Below are 14753 nucleotides of genomic sequence, written 5' to 3'. Positions count from 1 at the left end.
TGAAGGCATATGTAGAGATGAGGATCACGCTTGATAATTAACCCGCTCAATAATCATCGCGATACCTTGTCCTACGCCGATACACATTGAGCAGATGGCATAACGCTTACCTGTTTTCTCAAGTTGATTGAGAGCGGTTAAAATCAAACGTGCGCCTGAGGCGCCAAGCGGGTGACCAAGGGCAATCGCACCGCCATTAGGGTTGACGCGCTCGCTATCATCAGATAATCCTAAGTCACGCGTACAGGCGAGAGCTTGAGCGGCAAAAGCCTCGTTTAATTCAATGACATCCATCTCATCAAGTGACAGTCCAGTTTGCTTAAGCAGCTTTTTCATCGCTGGTGCGGGAGCAAAGCCCATAATACGTGGCTCAACGCCTACCGTAGTTGAGGCCACAATACGTGCACGCGGCTTTAGATTAAACTCTTTAACGGCTTGCTCTGATGCTACTAAAAAAGCCGCTGCGCCATCATTGATACCTGATGCATTGCCAGCCGTCACGGTGCCATCTGCGGTGATGATAGGGCGCAGCTTGGTCAACTTCTCAAGTGTGGTATCAGCACGAGGGTGCTCATCAGTATCGACGCTGACAGGATCACCTTTACGCTGCGGGATGCTGACAGGAGTAATCTCATCGTTGAAAAATCCTGCCTCTTGCGCCGCTGCGGTACGTTGTTGGCTACGTAATGCAAATGCATCTTGGTCAGCGCGATTGACATTGAACTGCTCTGCGACATTTTCGGCGGTTTGTGGCATGGTCTCCGTGCCATATAGCTCATCAAGATTTGGATTGATAAAGCGCCAGCCCATCGTGGTATCTTCGAGCTTTTGACTACGACCAAACGCTTGATCTGACTTGCTCATTACCAATGGCGCACGGCTCATACTCTCAACGCCACCTGCAATAATAAGGTTGGCTTCACCCGCTTTAATCGCGCGCGCCGCTATCGCTAACGCATCCATAGACGAGCCGCATAAGCGATTCACGGTAGTGGCAGGCACTTGATAAGGTAGGCCAGCTAGTAACGACGACATACGCCCGACGTTGCGATTGTCTTCACCGCTCTGATTAGCACAGCCGTAAATAACGTCATCTACTTTTACCCAATCGACATTGGCATTACGTTCGATTAGCGCCTTGATAGGTATAGCACCTAAGTCATCGGCACGTACTGGTGCTAGACCGCCGCCGTAGCGTCCAAAAGGGGTGCGAATGGCATCAATAATATAAGCGTTGTTTAAACCAGTGGTTGAATCGATCATGGCGATTATCCTAAGTTTTGATTGTTCTAGGCTTTGATTAAGTGGGCTTTTTATTTAGTAGCGTCAATTAGCGTCGAACCCGTCAATGTTTGTAAGTCTTTAAAGCTTAAGTTGTCAACTATCTCCGTGACGACCATACCTTTATCAGTCACATCGATGATGCAGAGATCAGTATAAATACGATCCACACAATTTTTGCCAGTCACAGGGTAGGTAAGCTCGCTGACGATTTTAGGCTCGCCAGTTTTGGTCGTGTGATTGGTCATCACAAAGACTTTTTTGGCACCGACGGCTAAGTCCATAGCGCCGCCAACAGCAGGTATTGCATCTGGCGCACCCGTGCTCCAGTTGGCCAAATCGCCGTTTTCAGCAACTTGAAACGCGCCCAATACGCAAATGTCGATATGACCACCACGCATCATGGCAAAGGAGTCGCCATGATGAAAGAAGCTACCGCCATCGAGCATGGTGACATACTCTTTTCCGGCATTAATCAGCTCAGGGTCTTCCTTACCTTTGGTAGGTGGGGGTCCAAAAGCTAGTAAGCCGTTTTCTGAATGCAAAAATACATCTTTATCATCCGGTAGGTATTGGGCAATTTTGGTCGGTAGTCCGATGCCTAAATTGACATAGGCGCCATCTGGAATATCTTGTGCAGCGCGCTCGGCGATTTGATCGCGGGTCAAAACAGTGTAGGAAGTATGGTTCATGATGACGCTCCTTATAGTTGGCAGTATTAAGCGGTGGCTGTAGTAGCAGGGCTAGTAGATTAAGTGCTAGCAGGCTGAATGTGCACCACATGCTGTACAAAGATACCCGGCGTAATAACGTGCTCAGGATCAAGCGCGCCAAGCTCAACCGTTTCAGAGACTTGAGCAATAGTCACGTCAGCTGCCATTGCCATGATTGGACCAAAGTTACGGGCAGACTTGCGGTACACCAAGTTGCCCCAACGATCGCCTTTATCGGCTTTAATTAAAGCAAAATCAGCCTTGATCGGATATTCAAGAACGAAGTCTTTGCCATCGATATTACGAGTCTCTTTGTCTTCTGCCAGTAAGGTACCAAATCCTGTGGGCGTATATACCGCACCGAGTCCCATACCAGCTGCTTGAATGCGGCAAGCCAAATTCCCTTGTGGTACTAGCTCAAGTTCAATCTTGCCAGCATGATAAAGCTCATCAAATACCCAAGAGTCGGACTGGCGCGGAAAAGAGCAAATGATTTTACGCACAGCACCCGTTTTTAAGAGTTTGGCAAGACCATGGTCGCCATTGCCGGCATTGTTATTGATGATAACTAAGTCTTTAATACCCAAGTTGATCAGGCCATCAATTAGCTCAGCAGGCTGACCTGCAGTACCAAAACCACCAATCATAATGGTAGCGCCATCTTTAATTTGACTGAGTACGTCAGAGATGCTTTTATCAGCTTTATTAATCATGTCTATATCCTATAAAAATTCATATGAGGTAATGTCTTTAAGGTTGATAAGCGGTGCACAGGTTGAGTCATTGCTCTGAGACTACTTAAGTTTTGTCGTAAGAGCGCCACTCTTAATTGGCTTCATCATTAGCGCTCTTTAATGAGGTTGATAATGTGGGTAATAGGCGTTTTTTGGTTACGATGTGATGAGCAATCATGCCGATAAGAATGCCCCAAAATACAGAGCTTAATCCCAAAAAGCTCATACCCGATGCAGTGGCCAAAAATGTAATTAAGGCAGAGTCTCTTTGATCATCGTCTTTCATAGCGAGCGTAATATTGGCAGAAATGGCACCGATTAATGCAAGACCGGCTAGTGCCGCGACAAGCTCTTTTGGAAGTAAGCTAAATACCATCACAATACTGCCAGCAAATAAACCGCCAAATAAATAGAAAATGCCATTGGCGACGCCTGCAATATAGCGTTTCTCTTTTATCTCATGAGCATCTTTACCAGTACACAGCGCGGCAGTGATGGCAGCAAGTACAATAGTAATACCGCCGACACAAGCAACAGCTAAGGAGGCGATACTAGAAACAGCAACGATAGGTTTGGCTGGCGTGTCATAGCCACTTAGATTTAAAATAGCCATACCGGGTAAGAATTGACCTGTTAAGCTCACAAGGATGAGTGGTATAGCGAGGTTAAACGTTGAGTTCCACGACCATTCAGGGGCAATAAAAGTGGGTATAGTAATGGCTAAATTAAAATCGACAGGGTTCATTTTGCCAAGTAAGATACTTAAGATGACGCCACACAGTAGTACCCAGATCATCGTGTAGCGTGGTGATAAGCGTTTAGCGAATAGGTAGCAAGCCAACATACTAAAAACAATAAATGGCATCGTGTCAGTTGCGACAAATAATTCTAAGCCGAACTGAAATAAGATGCCTGCCATCATGCCAGCGGCGATACCGTTAGGAATCCCTCTTAGAATTTTGTCAAAGTAACCGGTCACCCCAACAATAAATATCACAATGGCTGAGATGATATAACCAGCAACGGCTTCATTGATACTCATCTGTGGAAATAGGGTAACCAGTAGAGCGGTACCAGGTGCGGACCATGCCGTGATAACCGGTGTTTTATATTTAATAGATAAATAAATACCGGGAATGGCAGCACCGATGGAGACCCCCCAAATCCAAGACGCCATCATGGCATCTGATACTTGCGCGGCTTGTGCGGCCTGAAAAAAAATAATTAAAGGACCAGCATAAGAAATCAGAACCGCTAAGAACCCTGCAACCGATGCGGAGAGCGACCAGTCGTTTTTTAAGGTTTGGATTACAGAGGCCATATTGCTTCCTTGCAAATTAGCATTCGTTACGGGGTTGCAAATTAAGATGCATGCTACTAATTGGCAGATTTATTGTTATCCTTCGTCGCCACCGCCCACAGGAATAGTACTACCAGTGATATAAGAAGACTCATCAGACGCTAAAAAAGCGATAGCGTTCACTTGCTCATCGATTGTGCCGTAGCGTTTCATAAAGGTACGATCAATGGTTTGGTCAACCACGGCATCCATCCAGCGTTTTTCATCGGCAGTTAAAGGATTGGCATTACGAGGAATTTTTCTAGTCGGGGCTTCAGTACCGCCAGTTGCTACTGCATTCACACGGATGCCATCGTTTGCATATTCAAAAGCGAGCGATGCGGTCATGGCGTTCACGCCACCTTTTGCTGTCGAGTAGGGTATGCGGTTGATACCGCGAGTAGCAATAGAGGACACATTAACAATAGTGCCTGACTGCTGTTTGACCATGGTTGGTAATACCGCATGGCAACACCATAATGTTGGAAATAATGAGCGGCTGATTTCCTTTTGGATTTCTGCTTCAGAAAAGCTGGTAAAAGGTTTCATCCATATTGCGCCGCCGACATTGTTGACTAATATATCTATGCGCCCATAGCTATCAAGTGCCTTATCAATAGCCTCTTTAGCACCTTGATGGGTTTCAAGGTCAGCTTGAATGGTAACGGCCTCTCCGCCATCAGTAATGATTTCAGCTAGCACCTCTTCTACTAATGGAGAAAAGTCTGCCATGACGATTTTTCCGCCCTCACTTGCCAAACGTAAAGCGACTCCGCGTCCGATGCCTTGGGCGGCACCAGTAACGATACATACTTTATTATCAAATCTTTTACTCATGACAGTCTCCTAAAAATCTTGCTCATGCTTTGCTAGTAGAGTAATACGGCTAGGCTACGTTATTGTTCACTGGGCGTGAATTTTTCATAGTAAAAATTACTCGGTTTTAGATTGCTGCTGTCTAACCAGTTACTCACCGCATCCACCATCCCTAACGGACCACACAAGTAGACATCGACGTCACCATCGTTCAGCCACTCATTATCAACATGACCGGTAACATAGCCTTTACGCTCATGCTGGCTGTCTTCAGTGGCGACACAGGTGCGGTAGTCAAACCAAGGGTGGTTTTGTTTGACTTCTTCTAGTTTCTCAACTTCTATAAGATCAAAATCGTTGGTGACGCCGTAGACCATCCTGACAGGATGATGAGCACCAGACACCTCTAAACTTTTTAGCATCGATAAAAAAGGCGCGATACCGGTACCGCCTGCTAGAAATAGAGTCGGGCGGATTAGAGGGCGCAGGTAAAAGCTACCAAATGGACCCTCAAAATTAATCTCTTGACCTATAGTCGCAGTATCAGATAAAAAGGTGCTCATTTTGCCGTTAGGAATATTGCGGACGACAAATTCAGCTTGCTTAGCGCTTGGCACGGAGCTAAACGAGTAAGAGCGTGTTTCATCAGTATCAGGAATACGGATGTTGACGTATTGACCCGGAAGAAATACCAAAGCGTCTGAGTTGTCCACTTCGACACCAAAATGAATGGTAGATTCAGACAACACATTGAGTTGTTGTAATTTGCCTTTAAAAGTAGATTTACCAACTTTACAGGCTTCAGAGGAGCTGGGCACCTTGATCACGCAGTCGCTCTCAGGAATCATCTGACAGGTGAGGACATAACCTTCAGCAGCTTCAGCTTCTGTCAATGCATCTTCGATATACATATCAGGGTGCATGTCGTAGCTGCCAGATTCACAGTGGCAACGGCAAGTACCGCAAGCACCATCAAGGCAATCCACAGGGATATTGAATTTTTGACGATAAGCGGCTTCGGCGACGGTTTCGTCGGCTTCACATTTGATGAAGCCTGTGACGCCGTCTTCGAACTGTAGAGCAATATTATATTCCATGAGAAATATCCCTTTTCAACACGTATTAATTAAAAGCTAGTGGCTAAATAATGAGTGAATAATGATTAGACGTGATAGACGTCCATGATTTGATGCACATAGTCGTCTTTTAAGACCACATACTTATCCAAAATTTTTGGTTGGTCTTGAGTCATGTCTATTTTGTACTGAGAGTAACCCCAATAGGTATTGGTCTCGTGATAGCGAAAGGACTTGTTGATCCAGTTGAAACGCACCTTCACAATACCGTCATTGTCTTCGAGTAGTTCAATATTCGATAAATTGTGCGTGGTACGCGTATCAGGTATGGTCGCTGATGAGCGCTCAGTCTCGATGCGGAAGATACGATCTTCAAGACCACGGCGATCCGGATAATAAATCAGCGAGATTTCTCGTTGTGGGTCGCTGATGAGCTGACCATCATCATCCCAACTTGGCATCCAGAAAGGGCAGTCTTCATCGTAATAAGTGAGCCATTCTTCCCATTTTTTCTCATCCAATAAACGCGCTTCACGGTATAGAAACTGTCTAATGTCTTCAATGTTAACAGTTGCATTTTTCATGATTGATATCCTTATTTTTTTGTCAGTTCTACAATAAATAGCAGAGTAATAATAAAAATGTATTAGTCGCTATTAGCACCGTGTAGCTGCTGCTCTTGCTCTAGAGCTTTTTTCATCTCTTCATGCCAGTAACGATGTTGGACGGTATATAGCCCTTCATCTTCAGTCTTAACACCACTCATCAAAGGTTTGAGGTCAATAGCGGCAGCGCCTTCATCTGCACCTTGAATCCAATGCTCAGAGCCTCGGCACATATCATTCCATTCAAGCTTGATACCGTTATAACCTTCTTGACACGAGCGGAACTCTTCTAAGTCATCAGGTGTTGCCATACCAGTAACGTTAAAGAAATCTTCATACTGACGAATACGGCGTGCACGTGCCTCATCGCTTTCGCCTTTTGGTGCGATACACCAGATACTGACTTCAGTTTTGTCAACCGCGATAGGGCGGAGCATGCGAATTTGTGAGCTGAACTGATCCATGATGTAGACGTTTGGATATAGGCATAAATTACGTGAGCGCCCAATCATCCAGTCCGCCATGGCTTCACCGTAGCTGGCGACATACTCATCGCGATAAGCATAGTTTGGACGGTCTTGTGGGTTTTCCCATTGTGTCCATAACAGCATGTGACCGTTTTCAAAAGAATAAAACCCACCGCCTTGTCGACCCCATTTGCCAGCGTTCATGGCTTTGATATTGTCTTCTTTGACAGCTTCAGTTTCTTTACGGCGCGCAGTTGTCGCAGCGTAGTTCCAATGCACGGCTGATACGTGATAGCCGTCGGCACCGTTTTCAGCTTGCAGTTTCCAGTTACCATCAAAGGTGTAGGTTGAGGTGCCGCGTAGAACTTCTAGACCTTCTGGCGACTGATTGACAATCATGTCAAGAATTTTGGTAGAGCCGCCAAGCCAGTCTTCGATTGACTGAACATCATCATTTAAGCTGGCAAAGATAAAGCCTTTATAATTGGCCATCTTCACTTGTTTTAGGTCGTGTGAGCCTTCTTTATTGAAGCATTCTGGATAGCCTGCATGTCTTGGGTCTTTAACTTTAAGCAGCTTACCTGAGTTGTTAAAGGTCCAACCGTGGAATGGGCAGGTGTAAGTGGCTTTATTGCCTTTTTTATGTCGGCAGAGCTGTGCACCACGATGTGAGCATGAGTTAATCATGCAATGCAGCTCGCCTTCTTTATTGCGGGCAAGAATAACAGGCTGACGACCAATGTATGAGGTGTAGTAGTCGTTGTTATCAGGAACTTGAGACTCATGAGCCAAATATACCCAATTGTTTTCAAAGATGTACTTCATCTCAAGCTCGAACAACTCTTCGTTAGTGAAGGCGCTACGATGCAGGCGATAAATCCCTTTTTCACTGTTGTCTTCTAAAAAATCATCAATAGTGATGTCTGATCCTTCAGGTACTAGATTGATACGCTCGCTCATGGCTGCCTTCCTTGTATAATGACGGTATAAAATGAGATTAGAAGCTAACGTTTGATACGACAACTGAGGACATATCAAACGTAAGTCGCTAATAGTTATTAATGAATGCTATTTAATATGAGTGCTCATTAACCTTGAGCACGGCGGCGTTCTACTTCGCTGCCTTGTATAGCTTGGTCAATGTCTTTTACTAAATGAAAGTCAAAGTCGATACTTGCGTAAGGCTTATCAAGCGCTTTTTCTTTTAGCTTGTCCGCATCTTCGACCATCGTTACCTCTGGTACCAAACCTTCGCGGCTTGCAAAAGCAAAGTCATCCCATAGGTACTCATCGCCATCGATGTTAATCTGCGTGGTCAGTTTGCGATGACCATCAGCACTGGCAAAGAAATGAATGTGAGCTGGGCGATGACCGTGACGTCCTAGCGCGCCCAATACTTTTTGCGTCATTCCTTCTGGTGGTACCGAGTAACCTAGCGGCACGATGCTGCGGAATGCATAATTTCCGTTTTCATCGGTAATGATGCTACGACGTAAGTTGAAATGAGACTGTGATTCATCAAAGAAAGAGTAGTTACCTAAGCTGTTGGCATGCCACACTTCAACTTTTGCGTTTGGAAGAGGCTTTCCATCTTCACCATAAACAGTGCCTTGCATAAATAGCACGGTGCCATTATCAAGGTCAGTGCCATCATCTAGACGCGCAAAGCCCTTTTCTTCTGGCGCACCAGCGACATAGAGCGGACCTTCAATAGTACGTACAGTCCCGCCATCAAGACCGGCTGCTTTTAAATCCTCTTCAATCATTAAATCCATGAAGTGATCGAAACCCAAGCCTGGTGATAATAAACCAGCTTCTTTGCCCAAATCACCGATAAACTCAACGCCAGACCAATATTCATCTGCAGTGATTTTTAAGTCGTTAATGGTTTGCATAAGGTCGGTCACGATACGCAAGACAATCTCTTGTACGCGTGGATTGACTTGCTCAGGGAAGTCGATTTTGCCTTTGATGAACTGAGTGGCTAATGCTTCAATTTGGCTGCGTTCCATGTCTCTCTCCTTGTTGAGGACTGTTTTATTAAGGGGTAATTGCAGTGAGTATTCTTACTCAGTTTTTATAGGTTCTGATATCAGCTGTACTGGCTTGCTTTAGCTGTCATCACTACGAACAGATGATGGATGACGTAACAATGGTGTCACTTCAACCTTCATGTACGGATAGAGCGGTAATGACATCATAATGTCGTGTAGCTCTTCATTACTCTCAACATCAAAGATGCTGAAGTTAGAGTACTGACCGGCTATGCGCCAAATATGACGCCATTTACCTTGCTCTTGGAGCTTTTGTGATAATGCTTTCTCAGTTGCTTTAAGCTCGTTGACCTTGTCGGCGTCCATATCTGTTGGGATTAAGACATCCATTCTGACGTGATATAACATAATTATTTCCTTATATTTAATGATAGGTAACTTTGTTAGCTGTTACAGTATTTCAGTTTGAGCATTAGTGGCAAATTGCGGCTTCGATGATTTAAGTGAATTATTGATTGCTTGTCTGGCATAGTGATAGACCTTATCGCTATCTACTTCAATGCCAAGACCTGCACCTGTAGGTACATTTAAGCCAAAATTTTGATAATCAAGAGGCTGTACTAAAACGTCTTCGGTTAATAGCAAAGGACCAAACAGTTCTGTATCAAAATTTAAACTGGGATAGGTTGAGAATACATGGGCTGATGCTGCCGTACCGATAGGACCTTCAAGCATCGTGCCACCATAGAGCTCGATACCTGCTAGATATGCCATTTGCCCAATAAGACAAGCAGCTTTTAATCCGCCTGCTTGATTGATTTTCACGGCAAAGACGTCGGCACAATGATCTGCTGCTAAGGTAAAAGCATTCTGAGGGTCTTGGACAATTTCATCCGCCATGATAGCTACATCAAAATGTTCGGTTAAACGTTTTAGTGCGGCTTTATTGCGCATTGAGATAGGTTGTTCTATTAACTCAACGCCGCCAGCTTGTAATAAGCTAATACCTTGCATTGCCTCAAGTTCTGTCCATGCTTGGTTAACATCAACTGTGATACGGCAATCAGGTAGCGCTTTTTTGATAGCCAATACGTGGGCAACATCATCAATAATCGGATTGCTACCGATTTTTAATTTAAAAATGCGATGGCGCTTTTGCTCAATCATGCGCTCAGCTTCTGCGATATCGGTCGCTGTATTGCCGCTAGCAAGCGTCCATGCTACTTCGATGCGATCGCGGACACGGCCACCAATCAGCTCACTTACTGGTAGGTTTAGGCGTTTGCCTTCGATATCGAGTAGGGCAGTTTCAATCGCACACTTTGCAAAACGGTTGCCATTAACATGAACACTTAGCAGCTGCATGGCTTTCGCTGTGCTAGTAGGCTGTTCTTTTAATAAAAGAGGCGTAAAGTAGGTATCGATATTAGTCTTGATACTATGAGGGCTTTCTTCTGCGTAGCTTAGACCACCAATGGTGGTCGCTTCGCCCCAACCTTCATAGCCATCTTCTGTTTGAATATGTACTAAGACTAGTACTTGTTCTCTCATGACCGTGCAAGCGAGCTTGTGCTCTCGAATAGTCGGTATCGGTACTAGCAAGGTGTTAATTGAGCGAATCATATCTGTCCTTAATTTATAAGTCTTACTTCCTTATGCTTAATAAGAACTATAATTGCTGGATAACGACATGTCTAAGACCTATTTAGTCTGTTATTAATACCTTTTAGGTATTTTGATAACCAACCCGCAACATGTTATGTTCTTTAGGTATCGATAGGCTTATAGGTCACTCAAGGAATAACATTCAATGGAATTGAGACATTTACGCTACTTTGTAGCGGTGGCAGAGGAAAAAAGTTTTAATAAGGCAGCAGAGCGTTTGTTTATTTCGCAACCCCCACTGAGCCGTCAGATAAAACAATTGGAGGAAGAGATAGGCGTCACGCTGATTGATAGAGACAATCGACCTCTAAAGCTTACTGAAGCTGGCGAGTTTTTTTATGATCATGCGCTGCAGATAATAAAAAAATCAGATGATCTGCGTGCTATGACTTTTCGTAAGGGTAATTTTGACAACTCGCTATCTATAGGTTTTGTATCGTCGATATTATATGGCATATTGCCAAAAGTGATTGCGCGCTTCAGAGAGGTCTATCCAAATATAGAAATTAAGTTATATGAGTTAAACTCTTGGCAGCAAACGCAAGGATTGGTAGATGGTAAAATAGACGTAGGATTTGGCAGGCTATTATTTGAAGATGCTTCTATCAGAAGAATGGTTCTTAGAGAGGAGAGTTTGGTTGTTGCAGTTCCTGTCAATCATGTGCTCGTAAAGGAGAATCGTACTAGCATCAATCTAATGGATTTAACCAATGAAAATCTATTGCTATATCCAACAGCGCCGCGTCCCAGCTTTATTGATTATGTGTTGGAATTGTTTGAAGCCCGTAACTTAAAAGCCAATTATCTGACTGAAGTACGTGAGTTACATGTTGCGTTAGGGTTAGTAGCAGCAGGTGAAGGCCTGACTATTGTGCCAAAGACGCTTGAGCATCTGCGTAGTCAAGAAGTGACTTATATTCCATTTGAGGATGGTCATTTAACCTCACCGATTGTGATGAGTGTCAGGCATTTTGACAAATCAGAATTGTTAAAAACATTGTTAGACGTGACTTATCAGATTTATGATGAAGAAGGGTTTGATTATAAGCGTGAGAAAATATGAATACATCATAGTGTTAATATAGAATATAAACCTATGCGTGAGAATTTACGAGTGCTAGTTCAATAAACGAGTCATTGCCGTTAAGCCCAATAAAAGCTAAGGTATTGACTCGTCCCAGTACGGTGGCGTACCATAATAGCCTTCCATAAAATCAATAAAACACCTCACTTTATGTGGCAGTAATTTTCTATGGGCATACACTGCATATAAGCCCAAAGCCTCAGGCTCAATTTCTGGTAACACGACGACTAGTTTGCCACTGCTAATTGATTCACTGATAATAAACGTCGGCTGTAATACCAAACCTGCGCCTGCAATAGCCGCGTCCACCAATACATCACCATTATTACTACGAAGCTCGCTACCTTGCTTGAGGTATTTTGCTTTTAATAATTGGTAGATATCGTCCTTACCATCCATATTCATATAGCTGTAATGCAAATAGCGGTGTTCGGCAATATCTTCAGGTTGAGTAGGCGTGCCATGTTTGTTCAGGTAATCAGGTGCAGCGCATAACATCACACGAATGGGTGCGACCTTCTTAGCAATCAGTGACGAGCTTTTTAGCTGCCCGATACGCAAGGCCACATCGAAACCCTCCTCGACAATATCGACTTTGCGATCAGTCAATTGTAGGTCGACCTTGACCAATGGATAATGGATCTGAAAGTCGGTGATTAACTTAGCCATATGTTTTAAGGCAAACGATACTGGTGCACTGATTCTCAAAACGCCTTTGGGATTCTGTTGTAAACCACCTAATTTTGATTCCATATCATCAATGCTAAGTAAAATCTGTTGTGCATGTCCGAAGTAATGACTGCCAGCTTCGGTAAGGCTGACTTTACGAGTGGTGCGATTAAGCAGGCGTGTATTTAGCTGCTCCTCCAACTTAGAGACATATTTGCTCACCAACTGCGGTGACAGCTGCAAGGTATTTGCCGCATTACTAAAACTGCCTTCGGTCACCACTGCCACAAAGGCGCGCATTGCATCGATTCTATCCATATTTTGCCCTATTTCTATTTAATCATCAAAATTCAACGCCAAAACAATTATCAATGATATGTTGTTAATTATTCAATATTATCTATCTTACTCTTTTACTGTGTTGATAGTAAAGTATGGTTATTCCAGGAATTAAATACCCTTCCTAAAATAAACCTAATGGAGTAATAACAATGAAAATGTCAGTAATGAATAGAATTTTGCTATCTAAAGCGGACGCTGCCGCTTTAATCCTTCGTGTACCCGTAGGTTTGATTTTGGCAGCGCATGGTGCTCAAAAGTTATTTGGCTGGTTTGGTGGCAATGGGCTGGCTGGCACGGCTGGGTGGTTAAGCAGTATGGGTATGGAACCTGGTTTTCTAATGGCAATATTGGCAGGGAGTGCTGAGTTCTTTGGTGGTCTTGCCTTAGTCTTAGGATTGCTGACTCGACCTGCTGCATTAGTTGCTGCATTTACGATGTTAGTCGCCATCTTCTCTGTACATATCGGTAATGGATTATTTGTCGCTGATGGTGGCTATGAGTATGCCTTAGTATTGATGGTCGCTTTGATTGCTTTGGCAATACAAGGTGGCGGTTATCTCAGTATGGATAATGCTTTATCAGAAAAACTAGATAATGTTTAATAAATCCACATTTACTCGCTAATAGTAAGTGTCCATCTTAAATAATGGCAATTGGACTAAAAACTGGCAACATATATAAGATAAAGAAGGCGATGTTCGCTGGCTTGTGACTTTAGTATGCTTCCATGTGGCTTATTATTATTTAACAGCACTGAATTCCAGTAGAATTGTGCCTGTTCATCCTAGCAGTATTTAGTAAAGATAATGGAGTGAAGCTAATGAATAATGAGTCTATTTCAGCCACGCAGCCAGTATTATTTATACCTCACGGTGCAGGTCCTTGTTTTTTTATGGAGTGGCAGCCAGCTGATACTTGGGATCAAATGGCTGAATTTTTAAAAAATATCTCAAGTCGCTTGCCACAGTGTCCCAAAGCTGTTTTGATCATCAGCGCACATTGGCAAACACCCGAGTTTAGTATCACCACTAGTATGCAACCTGATCTAATTTATGATTATTATGGGTTCCCTGAGCATACTTATCAGCTGACTTATCCAGCAGTGGGCGCGCCAGTATTGGCTGAACGGATAGGTAATATGCTCACTGATGCAGGTTTAAGCAATAAACAAGATGCTACAAGAGGCTTTGATCATGGAGTATTCATCCCGTTGAAACTCATCTTCCCTAATGCGGATATCCCAGTAGTGCAGTTATCGCTACGTCAGGATCTTGATCCTGAAGCCCATTTAATGGCAGGTAAAGCAATTGCGGCATTACGTGATGAAGGGGTGTTGATTGTGGGCAGCGGTATGAGTTTTCATAATATGCGCGGTTATGGCGATAAAAAATTCACGGCTCCATCAGTGGCATTTGATGATTGGTTAACTAAGACGGTTGCAGCCGATGAAGATGCGCGATTTGCAGCCCTTAGTGATTGGTCTAAAGCGCCCCATGCTATCGAGTCTCATCTATTAGGAAGCGAAGAGCATTTGATCCCGCTGATGGTTATCGCGGGCGCAGCAGGAACAGATCAAGGGCAAAAGGTCTATTCTCAGCAAGTAATGAACACTCAGATATCAGCCTTTCGGTTTGGCTAAGCTCAGATTCTTCTATCAAACCTCAATATCAATCAAGCTACCTAAATGTTTCTAAAATTAATGAGAGCCCGCTAAAATTCCTCAGTAGATGCTTAGTGGGTTTTTTATACATAACGCAGCTATGTGGTCTACGCTGTAAGTCAGGTAGAAACCAACTTGGGAGGTTTTAGGCATACTGCTTAATCATAACCTATGCTATCGATTTCGTAATCATGCAATCCATATCTAAAATGAGTAGTTCGATACCTGTATAGCGCATCGATCATAAATCAATGCAAATGAGTGTCATGGTTAGGAGGTTCTCAGCACACAAAAATCAACAATCAGTC

At 43.7% G+C, this 14753-nt stretch carries 15 protein-coding genes; 3 read left to right on the top strand and 12 right to left on the bottom strand.

Annotated elements, in window-relative coordinates:
- Positions 1 to 24: 24 nt before the first annotated feature.
- The 11 genes from pcaF to FQ083_RS00535 form a co-directional block, all read right to left on the bottom strand.
- Positions 25 to 1263, bottom strand: coding sequence for a 3-oxoadipyl-CoA thiolase (pcaF, locus tag FQ083_RS00585; RefSeq protein ID WP_149408317.1), 1239 nt, complete (start codon positions 1261 to 1263; stop codon positions 25 to 27).
- Between the two features lie 50 nt (positions 1264 to 1313).
- Positions 1314 to 1973: a 3-oxoacid CoA-transferase subunit B gene (locus tag FQ083_RS00580; protein WP_149408316.1), complete on the bottom strand. Its 660-nt coding sequence runs from the start codon at positions 1971 to 1973 to the stop codon at positions 1314 to 1316.
- 59 nt (positions 1974 to 2032) lie between these two features.
- Positions 2033 to 2707 (bottom strand): 3-oxoacid CoA-transferase subunit A, encoded by a 675-nt coding sequence (locus FQ083_RS00575; protein ID WP_149408315.1) that lies wholly within the window; start codon positions 2705 to 2707, stop codon positions 2033 to 2035.
- 112 nt (positions 2708 to 2819) lie between these two features.
- Positions 2820 to 4049: a benzoate/H(+) symporter BenE gene (benE, locus tag FQ083_RS00570; RefSeq protein ID WP_149408314.1), complete on the bottom strand. Its 1230-nt coding sequence runs from the start codon at positions 4047 to 4049 to the stop codon at positions 2820 to 2822.
- Positions 4050 to 4124: 75 nt separating this feature from the next.
- On the bottom strand, positions 4125 to 4904 hold the full coding sequence (locus FQ083_RS00565; RefSeq protein ID WP_149408313.1) for a 1,6-dihydroxycyclohexa-2,4-diene-1-carboxylate dehydrogenase: 780 nt from the start codon (positions 4902 to 4904) through the stop codon (positions 4125 to 4127).
- A gap of 59 nt (positions 4905 to 4963) precedes the next feature.
- Positions 4964 to 5980, bottom strand: a complete 1017-nt coding sequence (benC, locus tag FQ083_RS00560) for a benzoate 1,2-dioxygenase electron transfer component BenC (protein ID WP_149408312.1) — start codon at positions 5978 to 5980, stop codon at positions 4964 to 4966.
- Between the two features lie 65 nt (positions 5981 to 6045).
- Positions 6046 to 6543, bottom strand: a complete 498-nt coding sequence (gene benB / locus FQ083_RS00555) for a benzoate 1,2-dioxygenase small subunit (protein WP_149408311.1) — start codon at positions 6541 to 6543, stop codon at positions 6046 to 6048.
- 62 nt (positions 6544 to 6605) lie between these two features.
- The gene (gene benA / locus FQ083_RS00550; protein WP_149408310.1) at positions 6606 to 7991 is read right to left on the bottom strand and encodes a benzoate 1,2-dioxygenase large subunit; all 1386 of its coding nucleotides are present in this window, start codon (positions 7989 to 7991) and stop codon (positions 6606 to 6608) included.
- Positions 7992 to 8119: 128 nt separating this feature from the next.
- Positions 8120 to 9043: a catechol 1,2-dioxygenase gene (gene catA / locus FQ083_RS00545; RefSeq protein ID WP_149408309.1), complete on the bottom strand. Its 924-nt coding sequence runs from the start codon at positions 9041 to 9043 to the stop codon at positions 8120 to 8122.
- 99 nt (positions 9044 to 9142) lie between these two features.
- Positions 9143 to 9433: a muconolactone Delta-isomerase gene (catC, locus tag FQ083_RS00540; RefSeq protein ID WP_011513602.1), complete on the bottom strand. Its 291-nt coding sequence runs from the start codon at positions 9431 to 9433 to the stop codon at positions 9143 to 9145.
- Positions 9434 to 9475: 42 nt separating this feature from the next.
- Positions 9476 to 10648: a muconate/chloromuconate family cycloisomerase gene (locus tag FQ083_RS00535; RefSeq protein ID WP_149408308.1), complete on the bottom strand. Its 1173-nt coding sequence runs from the start codon at positions 10646 to 10648 to the stop codon at positions 9476 to 9478.
- 187 nt (positions 10649 to 10835) lie between these two features.
- Between FQ083_RS00535 and FQ083_RS00530 the strand changes: the two genes are divergently transcribed.
- Positions 10836 to 11753 (top strand): LysR family transcriptional regulator, encoded by a 918-nt coding sequence (locus tag FQ083_RS00530; protein ID WP_020443476.1) that lies wholly within the window; start codon positions 10836 to 10838, stop codon positions 11751 to 11753.
- 96 nt (positions 11754 to 11849) lie between these two features.
- Here the strand turns inward: FQ083_RS00530 and FQ083_RS00525 are convergent, their stop codons facing one another.
- Complete coding sequence (locus tag FQ083_RS00525; RefSeq protein WP_149408307.1) at positions 11850 to 12761, bottom strand: LysR family transcriptional regulator; 912 nt, start codon at positions 12759 to 12761, stop codon at positions 11850 to 11852.
- Positions 12762 to 12934: 173 nt separating this feature from the next.
- On the opposite strand from FQ083_RS00525, the gene FQ083_RS00520 reads away from it, so the two are divergent.
- Both FQ083_RS00520 and FQ083_RS00515 read left to right on the top strand, forming a co-directional pair.
- The gene (locus FQ083_RS00520; RefSeq protein WP_149408306.1) at positions 12935 to 13387 is read left to right on the top strand and encodes a DoxX family protein; all 453 of its coding nucleotides are present in this window, start codon (positions 12935 to 12937) and stop codon (positions 13385 to 13387) included.
- A gap of 218 nt (positions 13388 to 13605) precedes the next feature.
- Complete coding sequence (locus FQ083_RS00515) at positions 13606 to 14424, top strand: DODA-type extradiol aromatic ring-opening family dioxygenase (protein ID WP_149408305.1); 819 nt, start codon at positions 13606 to 13608, stop codon at positions 14422 to 14424.
- Positions 14425 to 14753 lie beyond the last annotated feature (329 nt).

This window comes from Psychrobacter sp. ANT_H59, assembly GCF_008369225.1.
In the GTDB taxonomy this organism is placed as follows: domain Bacteria; phylum Pseudomonadota; class Gammaproteobacteria; order Pseudomonadales; family Moraxellaceae; genus Psychrobacter; species Psychrobacter cryohalolentis.
Note: the sequence above shows the minus strand (reverse complement) of the source record. Positions and strands in the feature narration are given on the sequence as shown.